This window comes from Enterobacter sp. JMULE2 (assembly GCF_013337145.1).
GTDB classification, from domain to species: domain Bacteria; phylum Pseudomonadota; class Gammaproteobacteria; order Enterobacterales; family Enterobacteriaceae; genus Enterobacter; species Enterobacter mori.
The window spans coordinates 220,824-242,273 of the sequence record NZ_SGWD01000011.1; the positions used below are offsets into that span (position 1 = coordinate 220,824).

The window sequence follows — 21,450 nt, forward strand, 5'->3', positions numbered from 1 at the left end:
TAAGCTGCTGTTAAATATGCTTTGTAACAATTTCGACTAGAATTTATACCAGAATTAGCTGGTCGAATACGTGCACTTTTTTAGAATACGCTGTTACAAAGACTATCCGAACCTTTGGGAGTACACACAATGCAAGAAAACTACAAAATTCTGGTCGTGGATGACGACATGCGCCTGCGCGCGCTGCTTGAGCGTTATCTGACCGAGCAGGGCTTCCAGGTTCGTAGCGTCGCGAACGCTGAGCAGATGGACCGTCTGCTGACCCGTGAATCTTTCCACCTGATGGTCCTTGACCTGATGCTACCGGGCGAAGACGGGCTTTCCATCTGCCGCCGTCTGCGCAGCCAGAGCAACCCGATGCCAATCATCATGGTGACGGCGAAGGGCGAAGAGGTTGACCGTATCGTGGGCCTCGAAATTGGCGCAGACGACTACATTCCAAAACCGTTTAACCCGCGTGAACTGCTGGCGCGTATTCGCGCCGTGCTGCGCCGTCAGGCGAACGAACTGCCGGGCGCTCCTTCCCAGGAAGAAGCGGTGATTGCCTTCGGTAAGTTCAAGCTGAACCTCGGCACCCGTGAGATGTTCCGTGAAGACGAGCCAATGCCGCTCACCAGCGGCGAGTTTGCGGTACTGAAAGCGCTGGTCAGCCACCCGCGTGAGCCGCTCTCCCGTGACAAGCTGATGAACCTGGCGCGCGGTCGCGAATACTCCGCAATGGAACGCTCCATCGACGTGCAGATTTCCCGCCTGCGCCGCATGGTGGAAGAAGATCCTGCGCATCCTCGTTATATTCAGACCGTGTGGGGTCTGGGCTACGTGTTTGTCCCGGACGGCTCTAAAGCATGAGGCGAATGCGCTTCTCGCCGCGAAGCTCGTTTGCCCGCACCCTGTTATTGATCGTCACCCTGCTGTTCGTCAGCCTGGTGACGACCTATCTGGTGGTGCTGAACTTTGCGATCCTGCCGAGCCTCCAGCAGTTTAATAAGGTCCTTGCCTACGAAGTCCGTATGCTGATGACCGATAAGCTGCAGCTGGAGGACGGCACGCAGCTGGTTGTTCCCCCGGCGTTTCGCCGTGAAATCTACCGTGAACTGGGCATTTCGCTCTACTCCAACGAAGCGGCGGAAGACGCTGGCCTGCGCTGGGCACAGCACTACGAATTCCTCAGCCAGCAGATGGCGCAGCAATTGGGCGGCCCAACGGAAGTGCGCGTTGAGGTCAACAAAAGCTCGCCCGTCGTCTGGCTGAAAACCTGGCTCTCACCCAACATCTGGGTGCGCGTCCCGCTGACCGAAATCCATCAGGGCGACTTCTCGCCGCTGTTCCGCTACACACTGGCCATCATGCTGCTGGCGATAGGTGGCGCGTGGCTGTTTATCCGTATACAGAACCGACCGCTGGTCGACCTGGAGCACGCGGCGCTGCAGGTCGGTAAAGGGATAATTCCTCCACCGCTGCGCGAGTATGGCGCCTCAGAAGTGCGTTCGGTAACGCGTGCGTTTAACCATATGGCGGCAGGCGTGAAGCAGCTGGCGGATGACCGTACGCTGCTGATGGCGGGGGTTAGCCATGACCTGCGCACGCCGCTGACGCGTATTCGTCTGGCGACGGAGATGATGGGGGAAGAGGACGGTTACCTTGCCGAGTCCATCAATAAGGACATCGAAGAGTGTAACGCCATCATTGAGCAGTTCATCGATTACCTGCGCACCGGGCAGGAGATGCCGATGGAAATGGCTGACCTGAACGCGGTGCTGGGCGAGGTGGTGGCGGCGGAGAGCGGCTACGAGCGTGAAATTGATACCGACCTGCAGGCGGGGGAGATCCAGGTACGCATGCACCCGCTCTCCATCAAACGTGCAGTGGCGAACATGGTGGTCAACGCGGCTCGCTACGGCAATGGCTGGATTAAAGTCAGCAGCGGGTCTGAACTCAACCGCGCCTGGTTCCAGGTGGAAGACGATGGCCCTGGCATTAAGCCTGAGCAGCGTAAGCATCTGTTCCAGCCGTTTGTGCGTGGCGACAGCGCGCGCAGCACCAGCGGAACCGGTTTAGGCCTGGCGATTGTGCAGCGTATTATCGATAACCATAACGGATTGCTGGAGATTGGCACCAGCGAACGGGGTGGGCTGAGCATTCGCGCCTGGCTGCCGGTACCGGTGACGCGGGGGCAGGTGAAAGAGAGTTAAAAAAAGGGTGGCACTCGCCACCCTTTTTTGTAGGTCGGGTAAGGCGAAGCCGCCACCCGACATGGACTACAGTTTTGGACCCGCACTCACCAGCGCAGCACCCGCCGGGGTATCGGTGTACTTCTCGAAGTTCTCGATAAACAGCTTCGCCAGCGATTCCGCTTTCTCACGCCACTGCTCCGGCGAACCGTACGTATTGCGCGGGTCGAGGATATGCGTATCCACACCCGGCAGCGACGTTGGGATCGCCAGGTCAAACATTGGCAGCGTGAAGGTTTCAGCGTCGTCCAGAGAACCATCCAGAATCGCGTCGATAATCGCGCGGGTATCCTTGATGGAGATACGTTTGCCGGTACCGTTCCAGCCGGTGTTCACCAGGTAAGCCTGCGCGCCGGATGCCTGCATGCGTTTCACCAGCACTTCAGCGTACTGCGTCGGGTGCAGCGACAGGAAGGCCGCGCCGAAGCAGGCGGAGAAGGTTGGGGTTGGCTCGGTCACGCCGCGCTCGGTACCCGCCAGCTTGGCGGTAAAGCCCGAGAGGAAGTGGTACTGCGTCTGGCTGGCAGTCAGGCGGGAAACCGGTGGCAGCACGCCGAACGCATCCGCCGTCAGGAAAATCACCTTCGTAGCATGACCCGCTTTTGAAACCGGCTTCACGATATTGTCGATGTGGTAGATCGGGTAAGAGACGCGGGTGTTTTCCGTTTTCGACGCATCGTCGAAGTCGATGGAGCCGTCTGCACGCACGGTGACGTTTTCCAGCAGCGCATCGCGGCGGATCGCGTGGAAGATATCCGGTTCTGCCTCTTCAGACAGGCGAATGGTCTTCGCGTAGCAGCCGCCTTCGAAGTTAAACACGCCATCGTCGTCCCAGCCGTGTTCGTCATCGCCAATGAGACGACGTTTCGGATCCGTGGACAGGGTAGTTTTACCGGTGCCGGACAGGCCGAAGAATACCGCCACGTCGCCTTTCTCGCCGACGTTCGCCGAGCAGTGCATGGAGGCGATACCGCGCAGCGGCAGCAGGTAGTTCATGACCGAGAACATCCCTTTCTTCATCTCGCCGCCGTACCAGGTACCGCCAATCAGCTGGATACGCTCGGTCAGGTTGAAGGCAACAAAGTTTTCGGAGTTCAGACCCTGCTCTTTCCACTGTGGATTCGTGCATTTCGCACCGTTCATCACGATGAAATCTGGGGTGAAGTCCTGCAGCTCTTCGTCGGTAGGACGAATAAACATGTTTTTCACGAAATGCGCCTGCCAGGCCACTTCGGTAATGAAACGCACGGAAAGTCGGGTGTCGGCGTTAGCGCCGCAGAAAGCGTCGATAATGAACAGGCGCTTGCCGGAGAGTTGGTGAGTGACGAGCCCTTTCAGATGCTGCCAGGTCTCCGGGGAGAGCGGTTTGTTGTCGTTCTTCCCTTTGCCCTTATCAGCCCACCACAGCGTATCGCGGGTGGTTTCGTCTCGGACGATATACTTATCTTTCGGCGAACGACCGGTAAAAATACCGGTATCGACGGCGATAGCACCAAGGTTTGTCAACACACCTCGCTCGTATCCTTCCAGTGCTGGATTGAGCTCTTCCTGATACAGCGTATCGTAATCGGGGTTGTAGACGATTTCCTGGACGTCGTGAATACCATAAGCCATGAGATCTTGCGGGGTTAAACCAGTAACACGCATATCACTGCTCCTTAGCCAATATGTACTGCCTGAAATTGTAGGGTTTTTCTGAGGTTGTTAACCGCGACGGGGCTCATAGATTTACGTATCTGGACAAAACCCTTACTAACGGAAAACGCTGCGACTCCAGTCACAGCGCAGGCGGATTATCGCAGGAATCGCTTTTTGGTTGTGGAAAATGTTCCTAAAAGGTTAAGGGCTGGTGAATTTAACCGAAGGAATGTGAATGTAATCGCATACACGTAAGAAAATTACGTAATGGTTACAGTATGAAAAACGATTCATGTCTCTTGCTAAAAAGATTTCGGATTTTGGGGTGGACGCCAGTGAGTCCCGTTGGTGGGAGAATAGGCTTTTCGTGAATAAGGGATGAAAGATGGAAAACAGCGAAACGTTATCCCCTTCTACGTGCGTCACTATCGTGCTGGCGGGCGCATTACAGGGAGTGATTTGCTATTTAATCACGTGGTATATCGACTACGCAAAATTGCCCTCAGATACGCTGTGGTTACTGTGCGTGATACCCGCCACCGTGATGATGACCACCACGTTCTCACTTTCAATTACCTCGATCAGAAAGCCGCTTTTGTGGCTGGCGCTGGGGATTATTGGTGTGGCTGTCGCGGGTATGGGGGGCTGGCTTAAGTGGAGCGTTGCCGGGCTGGAGAGTTGGGATATCAGAGATGCCGTGCTCTTTTTCGGCGTTCACCTTCTGCTGATGACGCTTTTCCTGCTGCCATGGCTTCAAAGGCGTCTGGAGCCCGTGTCCACGGATCCGTTTTACAGCGATTTCTACGATAAAAACTGGCATAACGCCCTGACATTACTCCTCGTTTTTGTTTCGAATGGCCTCTTCTGGCTGGTGCTTTTCCTCTGGGCTGAACTGTTCGAACTCATTGGAATACGCTTTTTTGATCGCCTTTTCTTCAATACTGACTGGTTTATTTCAGTGGCGATTGGCGTGGTTTCGGCAAGTGCAGCAGTGCTGGCCCGCGTCCAGGTACGGCTGATTCTGGCATTGCAGAAGCTGCTCACGCTTATTGCAACTGGCCTGCTTCCCCTGATGGCAGCACTGGCGCTGCTCTTTATTGTCGCATTGCCCTTTGTTGGCTTTGAGGCCATTTCAGCGCGGATATCCGCAGCGGGATTGTTAACCACGCTAGCGCTATTGCTGTTATTTCTGGTAACAATAGTCTGGCATCCGCAACGTCAAGCGCTTCCTTACTTCGCACCCCTTCGTGGAATGGTTCGACTTGCCGTCGCTATCTCGCCTGCTTATCCCGTCCTCGCAGCCTGGGCACTTTGGCTGCGTATTTCACAGTACGGCTGGTCGCCAGAGCGTCTTTACGGCGTGCTGATAACGACGGTGGCGCTGGTATGGGCCGTCGGTTTTTGCGTCAGCATTGTGTTTAACCGCCGTGAACCGCAGAAGATTCAGGCGTACGTTACACCGGCCGCTGGTTTGCTTTCTCTCGCCTTCCTGATTTTGATCCACACCCCTGTGCTTGACCCATGGCGTATCAGCGTTGCAAGCCATATGGCCCGCTATCAGGACGGCAGAATAACCGCGGATCAGGTTAGCCTGTACATGCTCAGCAACGCCGGACGAAAGGGTCGAGAGGCAATGCTCACGCTTCAAAACGATCCGCAGTTTATCGCTAACCCAAAACGCCAGCGTGAGGTAAAGGGTCTGCTCTCTGGAAGCCGTGAGGGCAGGGAAGATGACCGCCGCGATGCTGGAAAAACAGATCCAGCTTGCGCCGGGAATGGCCCGTCCTGATAAGGCATTGTGGCAAGCCATGCTCAGCAATCAGTATCGCTTTGAGAGCTGCGATAGCGCCCAGAGTAACTGTTTACTCATGCCGCTTGATCTAAACGGAGACGGCAAGCCGGAAGCCGTTCTATATCAATTTACCGATCGCACCATAATGGCCTACACACGAACCGACACAGGCTGGAGGATCGCCGGGGACGCGTGGAAAATGCCGGAGGGGTTGACCAGAGAAGAACTTGACCGCGCATTACGGCAGGGGAAGGTGAAATCTGTCGTGAAGCCCTGGGCGGATATTGAGATTTTCGGGGAACGTGTCGATATGAGTTACGACAGTTACAACAACGCGCAGTGGCGTTAGCGCTCTTTCTTGCCGGGTGGCGCTACGCTTACCCGGCCTACAATTGGCAATAATATCAAAATATTGCACAATTCATTGTAGGCCCGTGCAAGCATAGCGCCGCCGGGCGACAGGCTCAGATCTTAGTGAACCTGCGGATCCGCCGGGGAGGCGTTATTGCGGATCTCGGCGATATCCATCGAATTGAACACGTAGTGCGTACCGCAGTAGTCACAGTGCATGTCGATTTCACCGTCTTCCGCCATGATGCTGTCGATCTCTTCGTCAGGCAGCGTTTTCAGGGCGCCCGCGCAGCGCTCGCGGGAGCAGGTGCACTTGAACTCCACGGCCTGCGGGTCGTATACCGTCACTTCTTCTTCGTGGTACAGACGCCACAGCACGTCGGTCGCCGACAGGTTGAAGAGCTCTTCTGCTTTGACGGTTTCGGTCAGGGTCGCCAGGTGCTCAAAATCATTGGTCTGCGCATCCTGTGCAGGCAGAACCTGCAGCAGCATACCGCCAGCAGCAGGCTGACCGTCAACTTCACCGGTGCGGATGAACAGACGGGTTGGCAGCTGTTCAGACCGCATGAAGTAGTCTTCCAGGCAGGCTGACAGGGTATCGCCTTCCAGCCCGACCACGCCCTGATAGCGCTCGCCTTCCTCCGGGGAGATGGTGATCACCAGATAGCCATTGCCGACCAGCGTTTTCAGATCCGCATTTTCAGGGACTTCGCCCTGAACGCGTGCAACGCCGCGCATCTGCTGCTGGTTGTTGCCGTTGATCACCGCCAGCGTCATCGGGCCGTCACCCTGCAGCTGCACGGTGATATCACCAGCGAATTTTAGCGTGGCGGTCAGCAGGCTGGTGGCAACCAGCAGTTCGCCCAACAGGGTTTTCACCGGCAGCGGGTAGTTGTGGTTTTCCAGAATCTGTTTCCAGGTTTCGGATACGGTGACCAGCTCGCCGCGCACGGCGAATTGTTCAAACAGATAGCGGTGTAATTGGTCGTGTTGGGCCATTTTCATCTCTCGTGCAGGTGAGGGTTACTCGGTCTCACCGTGTTTAAATTTCATCAGATCGCGGCGCTCTTTTTTATCCGGTCGCCGGTCCGGGTGAGGCATCGTCAGCGCGTTCATTTTGCGCGCCAGCGCGGTTTTCTCACGCTTTTCAATGCTTTCAGCTGTCTCTTCATAAAGCTGTGTGGCTTCGGTTGCGGGACGTCGCTGTTCGGTAATGGCTTTAATCACTACCGTTTTTTCATCATTACCCTGGCGCAGCGTTAAGGTGGCATTCAGCTCAACCATCTTGCTCGGCTTGCTGCGCTGACCGTTGTAATGCACTTTGCCACCATCAACCATTTCGCGGGCAAGGGCGCGCGTTTTATAAAACCGGGCCGCCCATAGCCATTTATCCAGTCTTACCCCATCAGAGGCTTTTTCTTTCATGGCGTCTCCTTCACGGTGAGTGAGGGGATCATCCGGCGATAGTCGTTCAGCCCCGGATGCCGCAGGTAGCTTTTTTCAGCCAGTCCGGAATCAGGATTGGTCACGCCCAGACAATAGCGAATGCCAAACGTCGCGGCGGCATCCAGAATAGGCTCGCTGTCGTCAATAAACAGCGTACGTTCCGGCTGCAAACCGGTCTCTTCCGCCACCGCATGCCACAACCGCTGATCCTCTTTCGGATAACCAAATGTGTGGGTGGAAAGTAATAAATCAAGGTGTGACGCCAGACCGGTATGTTCCAGCTTCACGGCCAGATTATGAGGATGCGCGTTAGTCAGCAAAATGCGGCGCTTACCGCTGGCTTTCAGGGCATCCAGGAACGGCACCGTATCGTCGCGCAGTACCGCGCGTGGCCCTTGGGCGGTGGTCATGGCACAAATATCCAAACCGAGGCGCTCGCTCCAGTAGTCCAGACAGTACCAGTTTAGCGTATGCTGCACGGCGCTATATTGCGAACGAATGAATTCCTGCGCTTCTGCCGGAGAGATACCCTGCTGTTTACCGTATGTTTCGGGCACCAGTTGTTGCCAGAAAAAGTTATCAAAGGCGAGATCAAGCAGCGTGCCGTCCATATCCAGCAGGACGGTATCGACCTCCTGCCAGGCAATATCAAGATGCATTTAGGGGAACTCCAGCCAGAAGAAACGTGCGCGACAGGGTAGCACAACTTGCCGCGCAGTGACGTTATCCGATCAGGCTCTCAGAGGATGAGATGAGTTTAGGATTGAGGCAATTTTCGTAATACTGCTGAATCTCAGCAAGCCGGGTGCGCGAACGCTGATAGCGGCGCAAGGCCATAAAGCCGTTCCAGAAAATGCATGCCAGCATCGCCATCATCAGCAGAGAGGTGCCGATATAACGCCACAATCCTGCGCTATCCGGCATTCGGTGCAGGTCGACATGGCGCGTGCCATTGGCGTCTGTGAAGATACGTGTGACGATCCCTTCCGCGCTGAACGGCGTTTGCATCAGCATTTGAGCAAGGCGCTGGAACTCTCCCCACTGCTCCTGAGCCGGGTAGTCATATAACGCAACTTGCGGATAAGGCTGATCAACCAGATCGCTCCCCTCATCGCTGACAATCACAAAGCCGCCCGGAGCCGGGCTGTTTAACGCCTGGGCTGCTCGGGTGGTTTCGCGCATCACAAACGGCGCGGTGGAGGTGGCGACCAGGTTATCCAGAGATTCAGCGCTGACCGGACGCAGCAGCACGTTGACGCCGTCCAGGCGTCCTGCTTCCGCGCGTTTCACCAGTGCATCCCAGTCCTTGCTGTTCCCGAGATTCACCAGTGCATTTTTAAGCCGCACGCACTCGTCCTGAGCAGAACAGAGATCCTCTGTTTTCAGAACGATTTCACCAAAGTCATCCAGCAGTACCATGCCAGATTTCTGAATTGCCGAACGCAGGGCAGGGCTAACGCGGGAATCGTCATCCGGTTTCGGATGCAGCTGGCGGCTGACCGTCTCGGTGAGCGCCGTGGCTTTATTCACGACATCGGATTCAGGCAGCGGCAGCGGAGGCGCATCGTTCCAGATAATTTGCGAACAATCAAACGGCATAAACGGCGAATTCTGACGCGTGTTCCATGCGCCAGGCGCATGGATGTTACACATTCCGGTCCCTTGCAGACGCAGCGTATCACCCACGCGTATGCCGGCGTCTTCCAATTGCTTCACGCTGGTGGCTTCCACCGTCTGCGCCCCTTTAATCCATGACAGGGTGAACTTAATGGGCATATCCAGCGGCACGAAAAGTAGCAGCATCAAAAAGACCAGCGCTGCGCCGCCAGCAATGACCGTGCTGCGAAGCCAGTGCTGAAGCGGGAAGTTTTTCACTTCATCATGCAGAGACAGATAACGCCCCTGACGCACCACGTGGCGGTCGAGGTAGATATCGATATCGGTTTTATGCCCTAAATCCTGGGCGATCCACGGCTGCCAGTGGCGCGGATAGATAAGGTCGATAATACCGAGCGAGATATTATTGAGATGCTCCTGATCGTTCTCGCCGAAGAGACCCCAGCGCTTTGGCGTTCCACGCAGGCAGTGAATTTCACGCAGCGACGTTTTCGTCGGAGGGGCAAACAGACCCCACAATCCGGCCGCCAGGAGCAGAACTGCGCCGCCCGCCAGCCAGGGAACGAAAACATCTGGCGTGAGCAGACAGAAGAAAAAGAGCAGAAATGCCGCAACAATCAGCACCGCTTCACGAATACCATCCGGACGGCTTAAGGCGTACTCTTCATGCGTCTCCTGACGAATGTTCAGCAGTTCAATCTGCTCTGTCTCTTCACCGCGAATGCTGGCCTGCGTTGAACTTGCCCGTTCCAGAGCGAAGCGCGGCGCTTCATGCACGTACTCATTGAGGTGATGGCCGTTTAGCGAGATAACCAGCGGCAGGGAGTCGGTATGAATCAGCTCTACGCTGTTTTCATCATTAATGTACTGTTCCCAGAATGGCGGGAGATGGACCTCGACAGAATCCAGGTAATAACGCCATTTGTTAGGGTCGTCAGTCGTAATGCCGTAACGGGTGATCGAGCGCGTCACGCAGAGCACGGTGTCGCTTTGTGCGTTAAGATTGAGGGAAACCGGCGCAGTACTGGCACCCGTTGGCCCTGGCGACTGCTGAGCGCGGTTCAGGTTATCGAGGTAGTGTTCAATGGCGCTGCGTTCTTCAGGCGCGAGCTTACGTGTCGTCGCACCCGCAAAAGCGTTTAAAAAGGGCAGTCGATATCGACGCTGTACGCGACGCCTGTACGCCCACCCTGCAACCAGCGCGGCGGCCAGCATAGCAGTGAGAACAATCAAAATGGTGCTCATGCTTTCCCCATCTTACTTATCTTACAGGTGTAGTCAGTAGCACCTTTAACATGAATGAGAGTCTGTGGTTGGCTATCGGCAAGTATGGAGTCGAACTTGAGCATTCTGAAGCGCATCCCAGTGACCGATGATAATAGCAAAGCCTGTGATGGCGCGATATCAGCAAATTCCTGGAAACATTTCAACCTCTTGACATTTGTTTTGAATTAAGGATTGATTCCAGTTACGTTGCATAAATGTAAATAAAGTACAATTGACATTGCCCAAACCGTGCGGCATATCGCACAATAACGCCAGTTCACACAGCAAAGACCCGTCAAGATGAGCAAACCACTACAAAAACCCACCATTCTGAGCGTTGAAACCGTCGCTAAATCGCGCCTGTTTAATGTGGAAAGTGTGGACCTGGAGTTCAGCAACGGTGTGCGTCGCGTTTACGAACGTATGCGCCCCTCTTCGCGTGAAGCAGTGATGATTGTCCCCATCGTTGACGATCACCTGATCTTGATCCGTGAATACGCGGTAGGAACTGAATCTTACGAACTTGGATTCTCCAAGGGACTGATCGATCCTGGCGAGACGGTTTTCGAAGCCGCCAACCGTGAACTGAAAGAAGAGGTCGGTTTTGGCGCGAATGAGCTGTCGTTCCTGAAAAAACTGAGCATGGCACCGTCCTATTTTTCCAGCAAAATGAATATCGTGGTGGCGGAAGATCTCTATCCAGAATCGCTGGAAGGAGACGAGCCGGAGCCGCTGCCGCAGGTTCGCTGGCCGCTGGCGCACCTGATGGATTTACTGGAAGATCCAGACTTTAACGAAGCGCGTAACGTGAGCGCCCTGTTCCTGGTACGCGAGTGGTTGAAAGGGCAGGGGCGGCTGTAGGCCATAAAAAAGCCGGGTGGCGGCTTCGCCTTACCCGGCCTGGAATTCTTTGCCCGGTTTTTACCGGGCATTTTTATGCTTAAAACAACTCGTGCGTTTCGCCGTTATCGATAATTTCTGTTCCCACCTCATGCACCGCCTGCCTGGTTGGCTGCGTGCCTTCGATGAAATACTCTTCACGGCTATTTCCGCCATTGGCGAGCTGCCCGGTGTTGCGGTCAATGTTGACCGTCACAATGCCCGGCGGAGGCGTTAGCGGCTGCTCCGGCACGCCTTCCAGAACGGATTTCATGTATGCATCCCACGCCGGTTGCGCACTCTTCGCGCCGCCTTCGTAACCGGAGATCTGATCTTTAATCGCGCCGGAGGCGGTGGTGCGACCCAAATCGCGGCGGTGATCGTCAAAGCCGATCCAGACAGAAGTGACCACACCCGGCCCGTAACCGGAGAACCACGCATCTTTCGAGCTGTTGGTGGTCCCCGTTTTCCCACCGATGTCGCGGCGCTGCAGATCACGTCCGGCACGCCAGCCGGTGCCTTGCCAGCCCGGTTCACCAAAGATATTGGTATTCAGCGCGCTCTTAATCAGGAACGACAGCGGCGTGTTGATCACGTGCGGGGCATACTCCTGCGCACCGGTCTGGGCAACCAGCGCCTGATTAGCCTGCTCCAGCTGAGGCTGTGGTACCGCTGAGTTCTGCTGTTCCTGAGAAATGGCGACATCTTCCATGTCTTTGTTTTCAAGTACGTTAGACTTCTGCGTATCGCCGTAAATGACCGGAATATCGCACTCTGCACAGGCGATTTTTGGTTTCGCCTCGAACAGCACGCCGCCCTGGTCGTTCTCAATTTTACTGATGAAGTACGGATCGATCAGGAACCCGCCGTTCGTCATTACCGCATAACCGCGCGCGACCTGAAGCGGCGTAAAGGACGCGGAGCCCAGCGCCAGCGATTCGGTATGGACGATATTCTGCGCCGGGAAGCCGAAGCGCTGCAGATACTCTGCCGCATAGTCAACGCCCATGGCGCGCATGGCGCGAACCATCACCACGTTTTTCGACTGTCCCAGACCCTGACGAAGACGAATTGGGCCTGCATATTGCGGTGGAGAGTTCTTCGGCTGCCAGTCAGAACCCGCACCGGCATCCCAGCGGGAAATCGGTACGTCGTTGAGAATACTGGCGAGCGTCAGCCCTTTATCCATCGCGGCGGTGTAGAGGAACGGCTTGATGTTAGAGCCAACCTGACGCAGCGCCTGAGTGGCACGGTTAAATTTGCTCTGGTTGAAGTCAAACCCGCCGACCAGCGCCATCACCGCACCGTTTTGCGGATTAATGGAGACGAGCGCGGAGTTCACGTCTGGCACCTGTGCCAGCCACCACGCATCGCCCACCTGGCGAACCCAGATTTGCTGACCCGTCTGCACCGCGTCTGTCACTTTGCGCGGCGTCGGGCCTTGCAGCGTGTCAGAGCGGTACGGACGGGCCCAGCGGATCCCGTCCATTCGCAGCGAGACGGACGTGCCGTCAGCCAGCAGAGCGACGGCCTCCTGCGGATCGGCCTGTGTGACAACGGCTGGCAGCAGCGGGCCATAGGTTGGTAGTGTTTTCAGCGAGTCGGTGATTTTCTTGCTGTCCCACGCGCTTTCGCCCACTTTCCACAACACGTTCGACGGGCCGCGGTAGCCGTGGCGCATGTCGTAATCCATCACGTTGTTACGCACGGCCTGCTGTGCCGCCTGCTGAACTTTGCGGGTCACTGTGGTGTATACGCGATAGCCGTCTTCATAGGCCTTCTCGCCATAACGGCTCACCATCTCCTGACGAACCATCTCGGTGAGATACGGTGAGGAGAAGGCGATTTCCGGCGCATGGTAGTTGGCGTCGATAACATCGCTGCGTGCCTGGTCGTACTCGGTCTGGCTGATGTAGCCTTCGCTCAGCATACGCGACAGCACCACGTTACGACGCGCAGTCGCACGGTCCATGGAGTAGAGCGGGTTGAACGTGGATGGCGCTTTCGGCAGACCGGCGATGGTCGCCATTTCGCTCAGCGTGAGTTGTTCTACCGGCTTACCGAAGTACACCTGCGCAGCAGCGCCAACGCCATAGGCGCGGTAACCGAGATAGATTTTGTTGAGGTAAAGCTCAAGGATCTCGTCTTTGCTCAGCAACTGCTCGATGCGGATCGCGAGGAACACCTCTTTGATCTTACGCGTCAGCGTCTTTTCAGGGCTGAGGAAGAAGTTACGCGCCAGCTGCTGCGTAATGGTACTGGCCCCCTGAGAGGCATGACCGGAGAACAACGCTATGCTGGCGGCGCGGAAAATCCCCACCGGATCGACGCCGTGGTGCTCGTAAAAACGGCTGTCCTCGGTGGCGATAAAAGCGTTCACCATCACGGGAGGAATTTGCTTTAAGGTCAGCGGGATACGGCGTTTTTCGCCATATTGCGCCATGAGCTCGCCATCGGCGCTATAGACCTGCATTGGGATCTGGAGTCGCACATCACGAAGCGTGGCGACATCAGGTAGCTGCGGCTCAATATATTTGTACAAACCATAAATCGAGCCTGCTCCCAGCAGAATGCAACAGACTGCAAGGATCAATAAATACTTTACGAACTTCACCGGAGATTTCCCATCTGGTTTCACTTGGGCAGTTTCTAAACAATCGCGCGGTAGTATAAAGGCAAGCCTGATTCATTGATATAGCCGTCACTCTGACGGGCGATAAGGAGATCGTGAAGTATGGCTTTCAAAACCTGGCAAACGGGCATTCATATTCAACAAGATAGGGTGCTCATCGTAGCGCTGACCAAAGAGAAGTCAGGGTGGCGTTTACGGCGCTGGTGGGCTGTTTCCCTGGCAGACGGGATTATCCGCGACGGGAAAATTCTCAAGCCAGAACATCTGGTTGCCGCGTTACGCGACTGGCGGCGGGCGTTGCCCCATTACCACCGGGTATTCCTCTCATTTCCCGCTGCGCGCACGTTACAACGCTCGCTGCCGCGCCCGTCCATGGCCCTTCGTGACAGCGAGCAGGTTTCCTGGGTGGCTTCCACGCTGTCCCGGGAGCTGGAGATGTCCACAGACGGGCTGTGCTTTGACTATGTGGAGGACACGTTCAGCAACACATTTCATGTTACGGCGGCGCAAAACAACGAAGTCGATGCCCTTTTGTTGTTGGCAAAAACGCTGCGCTTGCGGTTAGCGGCTATCACGCCGGATGCAGGCGCGTTAGGGAATCTTCTGCCTGCCGTTGCCCCTGCTCAGTGCGTCGCCTGGCGGGATCGGCACCAGTGGCTGTGGGCGATGCGCCACCAGTGGGGACGGCGCTACGTCACAGACGCGAAAGATGTCATCGAGCTGGCGGCCCTGCTTGCGCTCTCTTCTGATGACATCGTTCAGTTCGATGCCACACGTGACCCCTGGAAACTGCTGGTCAGTTGCCAGCCTCCCTTACCCGAGTGCGGTGCTGATTTTACCGTCGCGCTGGCGTTGGCCATGAGTGAGGTGCCTGAATGAGCACGGCGAATTTTTTACCGTGGCGACAGCAGCGCCGGATGCGCTGCCTGCGCTTCTGGGGCGTGCTGTTTATCGCTTCATTGCTGGTGACGCTGACCGTCGGGCTTGGCCTGCGGATGAACCATGACGTGAGGCTGCGTGCGCTACAGAGTGAACTGGCGGGAATCAACGCGGTGCAGCAAATACTGAAAACACGTCAGCGCCCCTCTGCACCCCCAGCAACGGCTGGGGTGGCGTCTCGGCCCGTCGCATGGCAACCGGCACTGGAGTCACTCTCTGCCGTGATGCCAGCGCAAGCCTGGCTTTCAGCGTTACGTTATCAACCGCCTGTGCTTACGGTGAGCGGGTATGCCTCCGCCCTCCCGGCGCTTGCGGCCATGACGGATGCGCTGAAACAGGTGGCAGGGTTTAGCTTCGGGTCTGCTGGTGAACTGCAGCAGGATAGCCAGGGCCGCTGGGTGTTCACTTTTCAGCTTAAGCGCCGGGGGTAGGCCGTGGAGCAACGTCTGCAACGCTGGGTAGAAATCCGCTCTTCTGTGCGGGTGATCTGCTGGTGCGTGGTGTCCGGGGTTATTGCCGTGGCCGTATGGGGGCTTCTGGTCCGGCCCGCTGGGTTGAAGTGTGCAGAACTTGAGGCGTTATCCATTCGCGCCAGGCAATTGAATGCCGCGTTGTGGCCTGGGGCCGGACGGCAACCCGTGGCGCCAGCCCGGCGCGAGATACCGCCTGTTCAACCCTTCTCGCCGCTGGATTTTCAGGACAAGAGAACCGCACTGGTGCACTGGAAACCGCAGCAGAACGGCGGGGAACTGGTGCTGGATGCGCTATGGTCAGATGTCCCAGCGCTGTTTTCCCGTCTCGCGCAGCAGGCGGTGAGCATCAGCGCATTTAACCTTGTCCCTGAAGGCGCAACGCTACGCCTGAGCCTGCAGCTGGAGAGCGATCATGCGCAGTAAGGTGCGCTACCTGATTCTCTTTTCGCTGCTGTTTCTGACTGGAATGCGCGATCCCTTCCAGCCCCCGGAGGATAGCTGCGCGGTTGGACAGCTCGCCCGGTGGCGATATCAGGGAATGGTGAGTGGCAGCATGGAAACCGGCATTTTGCGCGACGGGCAACAGCGCTGGCACCGCGTGAAAAGGGATGAACGTTTACCGCCTGGCTGGCGGGTGAGCAAGATGGATCAACAACAGCTGACCGTGGATGTCGGGGACCTGTGTGAACCGACGCAATGGACATGGCAACGAGAAGGAACGCATAAAAGTGACGTTAAGGATACTGCTGTTACTGCTGGCGATCAGCCAGCCCCTGTGGGCCGCCGCGCCAAAACCCGTCACCCTCGTGGTGGATGATGTCCCTGTCGTACAGGTGCTGCAGGCGCTAGTGGCGCAGGAGAACCGTAATCTGGTGGTATCGCCGGATGTGACGGGCTCGCTTTCGTTGAATTTAACGCGCGTGCCCTGGCGACAGGCGCTACAGACGGTGGTGACCAGTGCCGGGCTGGTCCTTCAGGAAGATGGCGGCATCTTTTATGTCCATACTGCCGCCTGGCAGCGCGAGCAGCAGGCACGGCGGTTGCTTGAGGCACCGCTCGTCTCACAGAGCATTCCGTTCACCTGGGCGGATGCCGGAGACGTGCAAAAAAACGCTGAAAGGCTCCTGAGCCCGAAGGGCAGTTTATCCGTCGATAAGCGCACAAATCGACTGTGGGTGCGGGATAATCAGAGCGTCGTGGACGTGCTAAAGCGTTGGGCGGAGCAGATGGACCTGCCCGTTGAGCAAGTGGAGCTTTCGGCCCATATCGTCACCATTAACGAAAAAAGCCTGCGTGAACTGGGGGTGAAATGGAATCTCGCAGAGGCTACAGAGGCCGGTAAAGTGGGGCAGGTCACGACGCTCGGGGCAGATCTGTCGGTCGCCAGTGCAACCACGCACGTCGGGTTTAACATTGGGCGCATCAACGGCAGGCTGCTGGATCTGGAACTGTCGGCTCTGGAGCAAAAACAGCAGGTGGATATTATCGCCAGTCCACGGTTGCTGGCGTCCCATATGCAACCGGCCAGCATCAAGCAGGGCAGCGAAATTCCGTATCAGGTCTCCAGCGGCGAGAGCGGCGCGACCTCAGTGGAATTTAAAGAGGCCGTGCTTGGGATGGAGGTCACGCCGGTAGTGCTGCCGGGAGGGCGCGTGCGTCTGAAGCTTCACATCAGCGAAAACATGCCGGGCCAGGTGCTTCAGCAGGCCGATGGTGAAACGCTGGCAATTGATAAGCAAGAGATAGAAACGCAGGTGGAGGTAAAAAGCGGAGAAACGCTGGCGCTGGGCGGCATTTTCTCGCAAAAGAATAAAACCGGGAGTGATAGCGTGCCTGGGCTGGGGAAAATCCCCTGGATTGGGCAACTGTTCCGTCACGACGGCAAAGATAACGAGCGGCGCGAGCTGGTGGTGTTTATTACGCCACGCCTGGTCGGTATTCATTAATGGGTAACGATCCCCGCAATGATTTTGCATTCAGTTTGTTGCAGATGTTTGACGTGGGGCATGAATTAGCATACAAGGAGTACCGATTTGAGTTGGACTTACGTCTTATTACCTTATGCGTCTGGTGCGGTGATTTAATCAGTTGCCAAACAAGCCGGAGTATTGAGATAATTTTTAGTCTGACTCTCGCTCTATTGCATATGAGGTTTCAGTTCATGTCCTGCTACGCTGGGTGTCTGCGAAGCGGGGATTACCATTAACGAATAGTCTTAGTAGTACCGAAAAAATGGCAGAGAAACGCAATATCTTTCTGGTTGGGCCTATGGGTGCCGGCAAAAGCACTATTGGGCGTCAGTTAGCTCAACAACTCAATATGGAATTTTACGATTCTGATCAAGAGATTGAGAAACGAACCGGAGCGGATGTGGGCTGGGTCTTCGATGTAGAAGGCGAAGAAGGTTTCCGTGACCGAGAAGAAAAAGTGATCAACGAACTCACGGAAAAACAGGGCATTGTGCTGGCAACTGGCGGCGGCTCTGTTAAATCTCGCGAAACCCGCAACCGTCTCTCCGCCCGTGGTGTAGTGGTCTATCTTGAGACAACTATCGAAAAACAACTGGCACGTACGCAGCGCGATAAAAAGCGCCCGCTGCTGCAGGTTGAAACGCCACCACGTGAAGTTCTGGAAGCCCTGGCAGGCGAACGCAATCCTCTGTACGAAGAGATTGCTGATGTGACCATTCGTACTGACGATCAGAGCGCTAAAGTGGTTGCAAACCAGATTATTCATATGCTGGAAAGCAACTGATTCTGGCTTTATATACACTCGCCTGCGGGTAAAAGCATTTAAGGTGGATGTCGCGTCATGGAGAGGATTACAGTTACTCTCGGGGAACGTAGTTACCCTATCACCATCGCGGCTGGTTTGTTTAACGACCCAGCTTCCTTCTTACCACTGAAAGCGGGTGATCAGGCGATGCTGGTCACCAATGAGACACTGGCTCCGCTTTATCTTGACCGCGTGCGCCACCTGCTTGAGCAGGCGGGCGTGAAGGTCGACAGTGTGATTCTGCCCGATGGCGAGCAGTATAAAAGCCTGACGGTGCTTGATACCGTCTTTACCGCACTTCTGCAAAAACCGCACGGTCGCGATACGACACTGCTCGCCCTCGGCGGCGGTGTTGTAGGCGATCTTACAGGCTTTGCAGCCGCCAGCTATCAACGTGGCGTGCGCTTTATTCAGATCCCAACGACCTTGCTGTCACAGGTCGATTCTTCTGTTGGTGGCAAAACCGCCGTCAACCATCCGCTCGGTAAAAACATGATTGGCGCATTCTACCAGCCGGCATCGGTGGTGGTGGATCTCGACTGTCTGAAAACCTTACCTGAGCGTGAGCTGGCGTCTGGTCTTGCAGAAGTGATCAAATACGGCATTATTCTTGACGGTGAGTTCTTCACCTGGCTGGAAGAGAATATGGATGCCCTGCTGCGCCTTGACGGGCCAGCGTTGGCGTACTGTATTCGTCGTTGTTGTGAGCTGAAAGCAGAAGTCGTTGCAGCAGACGAGCGCGAAACGGGCTTACGTGCTTTACTGAATCTGGGGCATACGTTTGGTCACGCGATCGAAGCGGAAATGGGCTACGGCAACTGGCTTCATGGCGAAGCGGTCGCGGCCGGTATGGTCATGGCTGCGCGTGCGTCTGAGCGCCTGGGTCAGTTCAAACCGGAAGAGACAGCGCGCATTATTGCGCTGCTTGAACGTGCCGGGTTGCCAGTGACAGGGCCGCAGGAGATGTCTGCGCAGGCGTATCTACCCCACATGATGCGCGATAAAAAAGTATTGGCAGGTGAGATGCGTCTGGTACTCCCGCTTGCAATAGGGAAGAGTGAAATGCGCGGCGGAGTGCCGCACGATGTCGTTCTTGGCGCTATCGCTGATTGTCAGCAGGCGTAACAACTAGAAAGGTCAGGCCACTGTTACCGGTGGTCGTTTAGCTTCAGGTGAAATGCAAAGTCGTTGGCATAAGCCTTTGAGTGGGGTGTTAAATGGATGAATTCAAACCAGAAGACGAGCTGAAACCCGATCCCAGCGATCGTCGTACTGGTCGTTCTCGTCAATCTTCAGAACGTGATAACGAGCCGCAGATCAACTTTGACGATGTTGATCTGGATGCAGACGATCGTCGCCCTTCACGCAGCCGTAACGCGCGTGATGAGCGAGAAGAAGAGGATTATGAGTCCGAAGAAGATTCAATGGACGAAGAGCCTGTAGAGCGTCGCCCGCGTAAACGTAAAAAAGCGGTAGCGGCGAAACCGGCTTCCCGCCAGTACATCATGATGGGGCTGGGCGTTCTGGTACTGCTGCTGCTGATTGTCGGCATTGGTTCCGCGCTGAAAGCACCCTCAACGAATTCAGCCGATCAGACGGCTTCTACCGAGAAGAGCATCAACCTGTCAGGTAACGATGCGACCGACCAGGCAAACGGTGCGCAGCCTGCACCGGGTACCACGTCTGCAGAGCAGACTGCGGGTAATACAACGACTCCGCAGGATGTGTCTTTGCCGCCAGTCTCTTCTACCCCGACCGAAGGGCAGGCACCTGCTACGCCAGAGGGCCAGCAGCGTGTAGAGGTTCAGGGCGATCTGAACAACGCACTGACGCAGCCTCAGAACCAGGATCAGATGAACAACGTGGTGGTCAACTCTACGCTGCCAACTGAACCTGCAACCGTCGCGCCGATTCGCGGTAGCAATGCACAACCGCAAGCAACGGCAAACGCGCCGACAACGGAAACCAAACCGCGCCAGACGCAGACTGCACCGCGTCAGGAACGCAAACAGGCCGTGATTGAGCCGAAGCGTGAAAGCAAGCCGCAGACTGTGGCTAAAGCGCCTGAAGTGAAAGCGCCAGCGCAGACCAAACCTGCAGTGAGCGAGCCGGTGAAAGCGCCAACGGCAACAGCAGCGCCAAAAGCGACAGCAACCACAACGGCACCTGCAGCGACGGCAGCACCAACTGCAACGGCAACCACTTCCAGCGCAGCAGCAGGTAAAACGGCAGGCAACGTGGGGTCTCTGAAATCTGCGCCATCCAGCAATTACACCCTGCAGCTGAGCAGTTCGTCTAACTATGACAACCTCAACGGTTGGGCGAAGAAATCAAATCTGAAAAACTACGTTGTTTATCAGACGACCCGCAACGGGCAGCCGTGGTATGTGCTGGTGAGCGGTGTGTATGCTTCTAAAGATGAAGCGAAACGCGCCGTTGCAACATTGCCCGCTGATGTCCAGGCGAAGAACCCGTGGGCGAAGCCGATTCATCAGGTGCAGGCCGATCTGAAGTAATGTTTAAAGCGCAGGATGCTGTCGGAGCTTTCTCCACAGCCGGAGAAGGTGTAATCAGTTAGTCAGCATGAAAAAAAATCGCGCTTTTCTGAAATGGGCAGGGGGGAAATACCCCCTGCTCGACGATATTAAAAAGCACCTGCCGAAAGGCGAGTGTCTTATCGAGCCCTTCGTGGGCGCTGGATCGGTATTCCTGAATACCGATTTTTCTCGTTATATCCTGGCGGATATCAACAGCGACCTTATCAGCCTCTATAACATTGTTAAGCTGCGTACCGATGAGTATGTGGAAGAGGCGCGGAAGCTGTTTACCCCTGAGAACAACCATCCTGACGTTTACTATCAGTTCCGCACTGAGTTTAATCAGAGCCAGGATCCGTTCCGTCGCGCACTGTTGTTCCTCTACCTCAACCGCCATGGCTACAACGGCCTGTGCCGGTATAATCTGCGCGGTGAATTTAACGTGCCGTTTGGTCGCTACAAGCGTCCTTACTTCCCGCAGGATGAGTTGTACCACTTTGCTGAAAAAGCGCAGAATGCAGAATTCCACTGTCTCTCCTATGAGGAGTGCATGGAGCTGGCTGGCGTAAACTCGGTCGTCTACTGCGACCCGCCTTACGCCCCGCTCTCTGCGACGGCAAATTTTACCGCTTATCACACCAACAGCTTCAGCCCTGCCGAGCAGGCGCGTCTGGCGGAGATGGCGGAAAAGCTGGTCAGCAAAAGAATTCCGGTGTTAATTTCGAATCACGATACCCCTGATACGCGCGAATGGTACAAAGCCGCGAAGCATTTTCAGGTCAAGGTGCGGCGTAGCATTAGCAGCAACGGCGGCACACGTAAAAAGGTGGACGAACTTCTGGCTCTTTATCGCCCCTGAGCCGTTTTGCCCGCC

At 55.9% G+C, this 21,450-nt stretch carries 20 protein-coding genes; 14 read left to right on the forward strand and 6 right to left on the reverse strand.

Annotated elements, in window-relative coordinates; translation table 11 throughout:
* Nucleotides 1–129 precede the first annotated feature (129 nt).
* Together ompR and envZ are read left to right on the forward strand one after the other, a co-directional pair.
* Complete coding sequence (gene ompR, locus EXW94_RS09590; RefSeq protein ID WP_001157751.1) at nucleotides 130–849, forward strand: two-component system response regulator OmpR; 720 nt, start codon at nucleotides 130–132, stop codon at nucleotides 847–849.
* Nucleotides 846–2,192 carry a two-component system sensor histidine kinase EnvZ gene (envZ, locus tag EXW94_RS09595; protein ID WP_023309494.1) on the forward strand — a complete coding sequence of 449 codons (1,347 nt, stop codon included), beginning with the start codon at nucleotides 846–848 and terminating at the stop codon, nucleotides 2,190–2,192. The genes ompR and envZ overlap by 4 nt, the downstream gene beginning before the upstream one ends.
* Before the next feature lie 66 nt (nucleotides 2,193–2,258).
* Here the strand turns inward: envZ and pckA are convergent, their stop codons facing one another.
* Nucleotides 2,259–3,878: a phosphoenolpyruvate carboxykinase (ATP) gene (gene pckA / locus EXW94_RS09600; RefSeq protein ID WP_120159447.1), complete on the reverse strand. Its 1,620-nt coding sequence runs from the start codon at nucleotides 3,876–3,878 to the stop codon at nucleotides 2,259–2,261.
* Nucleotides 3,879–4,254: 376 nt separating this feature from the next.
* Here pckA and EXW94_RS09605 point away from each other — a divergent pair, with 376 nt between their 5' ends.
* Complete coding sequence (locus EXW94_RS09605) at nucleotides 4,255–5,658, forward strand: DUF4153 domain-containing protein (protein ID WP_254797824.1); 1,404 nt, start codon at nucleotides 4,255–4,257, stop codon at nucleotides 5,656–5,658.
* Nucleotides 5,600–6,010 carry a hypothetical protein gene (locus EXW94_RS28195; protein ID WP_254797825.1) on the forward strand — a complete coding sequence of 137 codons (411 nt, stop codon included), beginning with the start codon at nucleotides 5,600–5,602 and terminating at the stop codon, nucleotides 6,008–6,010. The genes EXW94_RS09605 and EXW94_RS28195 overlap by 59 nt, the downstream gene beginning before the upstream one ends.
* A 122-nt stretch (nucleotides 6,011–6,132) precedes the next feature.
* Here the strand turns inward: EXW94_RS28195 and hslO are convergent, their stop codons facing one another.
* The 4 genes from hslO to EXW94_RS09625 all read right to left on the reverse strand — a co-directional run bounded on the left by hslO (nucleotide 6,133) and on the right by EXW94_RS09625 (nucleotide 10,320).
* Nucleotides 6,133–7,011, reverse strand: a complete 879-nt coding sequence (hslO, locus tag EXW94_RS09610) for an Hsp33 family molecular chaperone HslO (protein WP_217436400.1) — start codon at nucleotides 7,009–7,011, stop codon at nucleotides 6,133–6,135.
* Between the two features lie 24 nt (nucleotides 7,012–7,035).
* Nucleotides 7,036–7,437, reverse strand: a complete 402-nt coding sequence (gene hslR / locus EXW94_RS09615) for a ribosome-associated heat shock protein Hsp15 (protein ID WP_010436398.1) — start codon at nucleotides 7,435–7,437, stop codon at nucleotides 7,036–7,038.
* Nucleotides 7,434–8,117: a GMP/IMP nucleotidase gene (yrfG, locus tag EXW94_RS09620; RefSeq protein ID WP_100167351.1), complete on the reverse strand. Its 684-nt coding sequence runs from the start codon at nucleotides 8,115–8,117 to the stop codon at nucleotides 7,434–7,436. Before yrfG ends, hslR begins: the two co-directional genes overlap by 4 nt.
* A 64-nt stretch (nucleotides 8,118–8,181) precedes the next feature.
* Nucleotides 8,182–10,320: an intracellular growth attenuator family protein gene (locus EXW94_RS09625; protein ID WP_089598562.1), complete on the reverse strand. Its 2,139-nt coding sequence runs from the start codon at nucleotides 10,318–10,320 to the stop codon at nucleotides 8,182–8,184.
* A 321-nt stretch (nucleotides 10,321–10,641) separates the two neighbouring features.
* Between EXW94_RS09625 and nudE the strand changes: the two genes are divergently transcribed.
* Nucleotides 10,642–11,202 (forward strand): ADP compounds hydrolase NudE, encoded by a 561-nt coding sequence (gene nudE, locus EXW94_RS09630; protein ID WP_010436390.1) that lies wholly within the window; start codon nucleotides 10,642–10,644, stop codon nucleotides 11,200–11,202.
* 79 nt (nucleotides 11,203–11,281) lie between these two features.
* On the opposite strand, the gene mrcA is transcribed toward nudE, so the two are convergent.
* Nucleotides 11,282–13,834 (reverse strand): peptidoglycan glycosyltransferase/peptidoglycan DD-transpeptidase MrcA, encoded by a 2,553-nt coding sequence (gene mrcA / locus EXW94_RS09635; RefSeq protein WP_120159449.1) that lies wholly within the window; start codon nucleotides 13,832–13,834, stop codon nucleotides 11,282–11,284.
* A gap of 120 nt (nucleotides 13,835–13,954) precedes the next feature.
* Here mrcA and EXW94_RS09640 point away from each other — a divergent pair, with 120 nt between their 5' ends.
* The 9 genes from EXW94_RS09640 (at nucleotide 13,955) to dam (ending at nucleotide 21,435) form a co-directional block, all read left to right on the forward strand.
* Nucleotides 13,955–14,731, forward strand: a complete 777-nt coding sequence (locus EXW94_RS09640) for a DNA utilization protein HofM (RefSeq protein WP_126816063.1) — start codon at nucleotides 13,955–13,957, stop codon at nucleotides 14,729–14,731.
* Nucleotides 14,728–15,222, forward strand: a complete 495-nt coding sequence (locus tag EXW94_RS09645) for a PilN domain-containing protein (protein ID WP_126816062.1) — start codon at nucleotides 14,728–14,730, stop codon at nucleotides 15,220–15,222. The genes EXW94_RS09640 and EXW94_RS09645 overlap by 4 nt, the downstream gene beginning before the upstream one ends.
* A 3-nt stretch (nucleotides 15,223–15,225) precedes the next feature.
* Nucleotides 15,226–15,687, forward strand: coding sequence for a DNA utilization protein HofO (locus EXW94_RS28200; RefSeq protein WP_228864754.1), 462 nt, complete (start codon nucleotides 15,226–15,228; stop codon nucleotides 15,685–15,687).
* Complete coding sequence (locus EXW94_RS09655) at nucleotides 15,677–16,081, forward strand: HofP DNA utilization family protein (protein ID WP_120159452.1); 405 nt, start codon at nucleotides 15,677–15,679, stop codon at nucleotides 16,079–16,081. The genes EXW94_RS28200 and EXW94_RS09655 overlap by 11 nt, the downstream gene beginning before the upstream one ends.
* Nucleotides 15,993–17,210 carry a DNA uptake porin HofQ gene (hofQ, locus tag EXW94_RS09660; protein ID WP_126816061.1) on the forward strand — a complete coding sequence of 406 codons (1,218 nt, stop codon included), beginning with the start codon at nucleotides 15,993–15,995 and terminating at the stop codon, nucleotides 17,208–17,210. The genes EXW94_RS09655 and hofQ overlap by 89 nt, the downstream gene beginning before the upstream one ends.
* A 286-nt stretch (nucleotides 17,211–17,496) precedes the next feature.
* Nucleotides 17,497–18,018 (forward strand): shikimate kinase AroK, encoded by a 522-nt coding sequence (gene aroK / locus EXW94_RS09665; RefSeq protein ID WP_010436374.1) that lies wholly within the window; start codon nucleotides 17,497–17,499, stop codon nucleotides 18,016–18,018.
* 57 nt (nucleotides 18,019–18,075) lie between these two features.
* Entirely contained in the window at nucleotides 18,076–19,164 is a 1,089-nt protein-coding gene (gene aroB / locus EXW94_RS09670; protein WP_042715390.1) for a 3-dehydroquinate synthase, read from the forward strand.
* 92 nt (nucleotides 19,165–19,256) lie between these two features.
* Nucleotides 19,257–20,555 (forward strand): cell division protein DamX, encoded by a 1,299-nt coding sequence (gene damX / locus EXW94_RS09675; RefSeq protein ID WP_174340028.1) that lies wholly within the window; start codon nucleotides 19,257–19,259, stop codon nucleotides 20,553–20,555.
* A 67-nt stretch (nucleotides 20,556–20,622) separates the two neighbouring features.
* A complete protein-coding gene (gene dam / locus EXW94_RS09680; protein ID WP_042715393.1) occupies nucleotides 20,623–21,435 on the forward strand; it encodes an adenine-specific DNA-methyltransferase in 813 nt (270 codons plus the stop codon).
* Nucleotides 21,436–21,450 lie beyond the last annotated feature (15 nt).

Excerpts from the sequence above, each read along its gene's own strand:
- ompR (WP_001157751.1), top strand. The coding sequence starts at position 130 with ATGCAAGAAAACTACAAAATTCTGGTCGTGGATGACGACATGCGCCTG.
- envZ (WP_023309494.1), top strand. The coding sequence starts at position 846 with ATGAGGCGAATGCGCTTCTCGCCGCGAAGCTCGTTTGCCCGCACCCTG.
- pckA (WP_120159447.1), bottom strand. The coding sequence starts at position 3,878 with ATGCGTGTTACTGGTTTAACCCCGCAAGATCTCATGGCTTATGGTATT.
- EXW94_RS09605 (WP_254797824.1), top strand. The coding sequence starts at position 4,255 with ATGGAAAACAGCGAAACGTTATCCCCTTCTACGTGCGTCACTATCGTG.
- EXW94_RS28195 (WP_254797825.1), top strand. The coding sequence starts at position 5,600 with ATGACCGCCGCGATGCTGGAAAAACAGATCCAGCTTGCGCCGGGAATG.
- hslO (WP_217436400.1), bottom strand. The coding sequence starts at position 7,011 with ATGGCCCAACACGACCAATTACACCGCTATCTGTTTGAACAATTCGCC.
- hslR (WP_010436398.1), bottom strand. The coding sequence starts at position 7,437 with ATGAAAGAAAAAGCCTCTGATGGGGTAAGACTGGATAAATGGCTATGG.
- yrfG (WP_100167351.1), bottom strand. The coding sequence starts at position 8,117 with ATGCATCTTGATATTGCCTGGCAGGAGGTCGATACCGTCCTGCTGGAT.
- EXW94_RS09625 (WP_089598562.1), bottom strand. The coding sequence starts at position 10,320 with ATGAGCACCATTTTGATTGTTCTCACTGCTATGCTGGCCGCCGCGCTG.
- nudE (WP_010436390.1), top strand. The coding sequence starts at position 10,642 with ATGAGCAAACCACTACAAAAACCCACCATTCTGAGCGTTGAAACCGTC.
- EXW94_RS09640 (WP_126816063.1), top strand. The coding sequence starts at position 13,955 with ATGGCTTTCAAAACCTGGCAAACGGGCATTCATATTCAACAAGATAGG.
- EXW94_RS09645 (WP_126816062.1), top strand. The coding sequence starts at position 14,728 with ATGAGCACGGCGAATTTTTTACCGTGGCGACAGCAGCGCCGGATGCGC.
- EXW94_RS09655 (WP_120159452.1), top strand. The coding sequence starts at position 15,677 with ATGCGCAGTAAGGTGCGCTACCTGATTCTCTTTTCGCTGCTGTTTCTG.
- aroK (WP_010436374.1), top strand. The coding sequence starts at position 17,497 with ATGGCAGAGAAACGCAATATCTTTCTGGTTGGGCCTATGGGTGCCGGC.
- aroB (WP_042715390.1), top strand. The coding sequence starts at position 18,076 with ATGGAGAGGATTACAGTTACTCTCGGGGAACGTAGTTACCCTATCACC.
- damX (WP_174340028.1), top strand. The coding sequence starts at position 19,257 with ATGGATGAATTCAAACCAGAAGACGAGCTGAAACCCGATCCCAGCGAT.
- dam (WP_042715393.1), top strand. The coding sequence starts at position 20,623 with ATGAAAAAAAATCGCGCTTTTCTGAAATGGGCAGGGGGGAAATACCCC.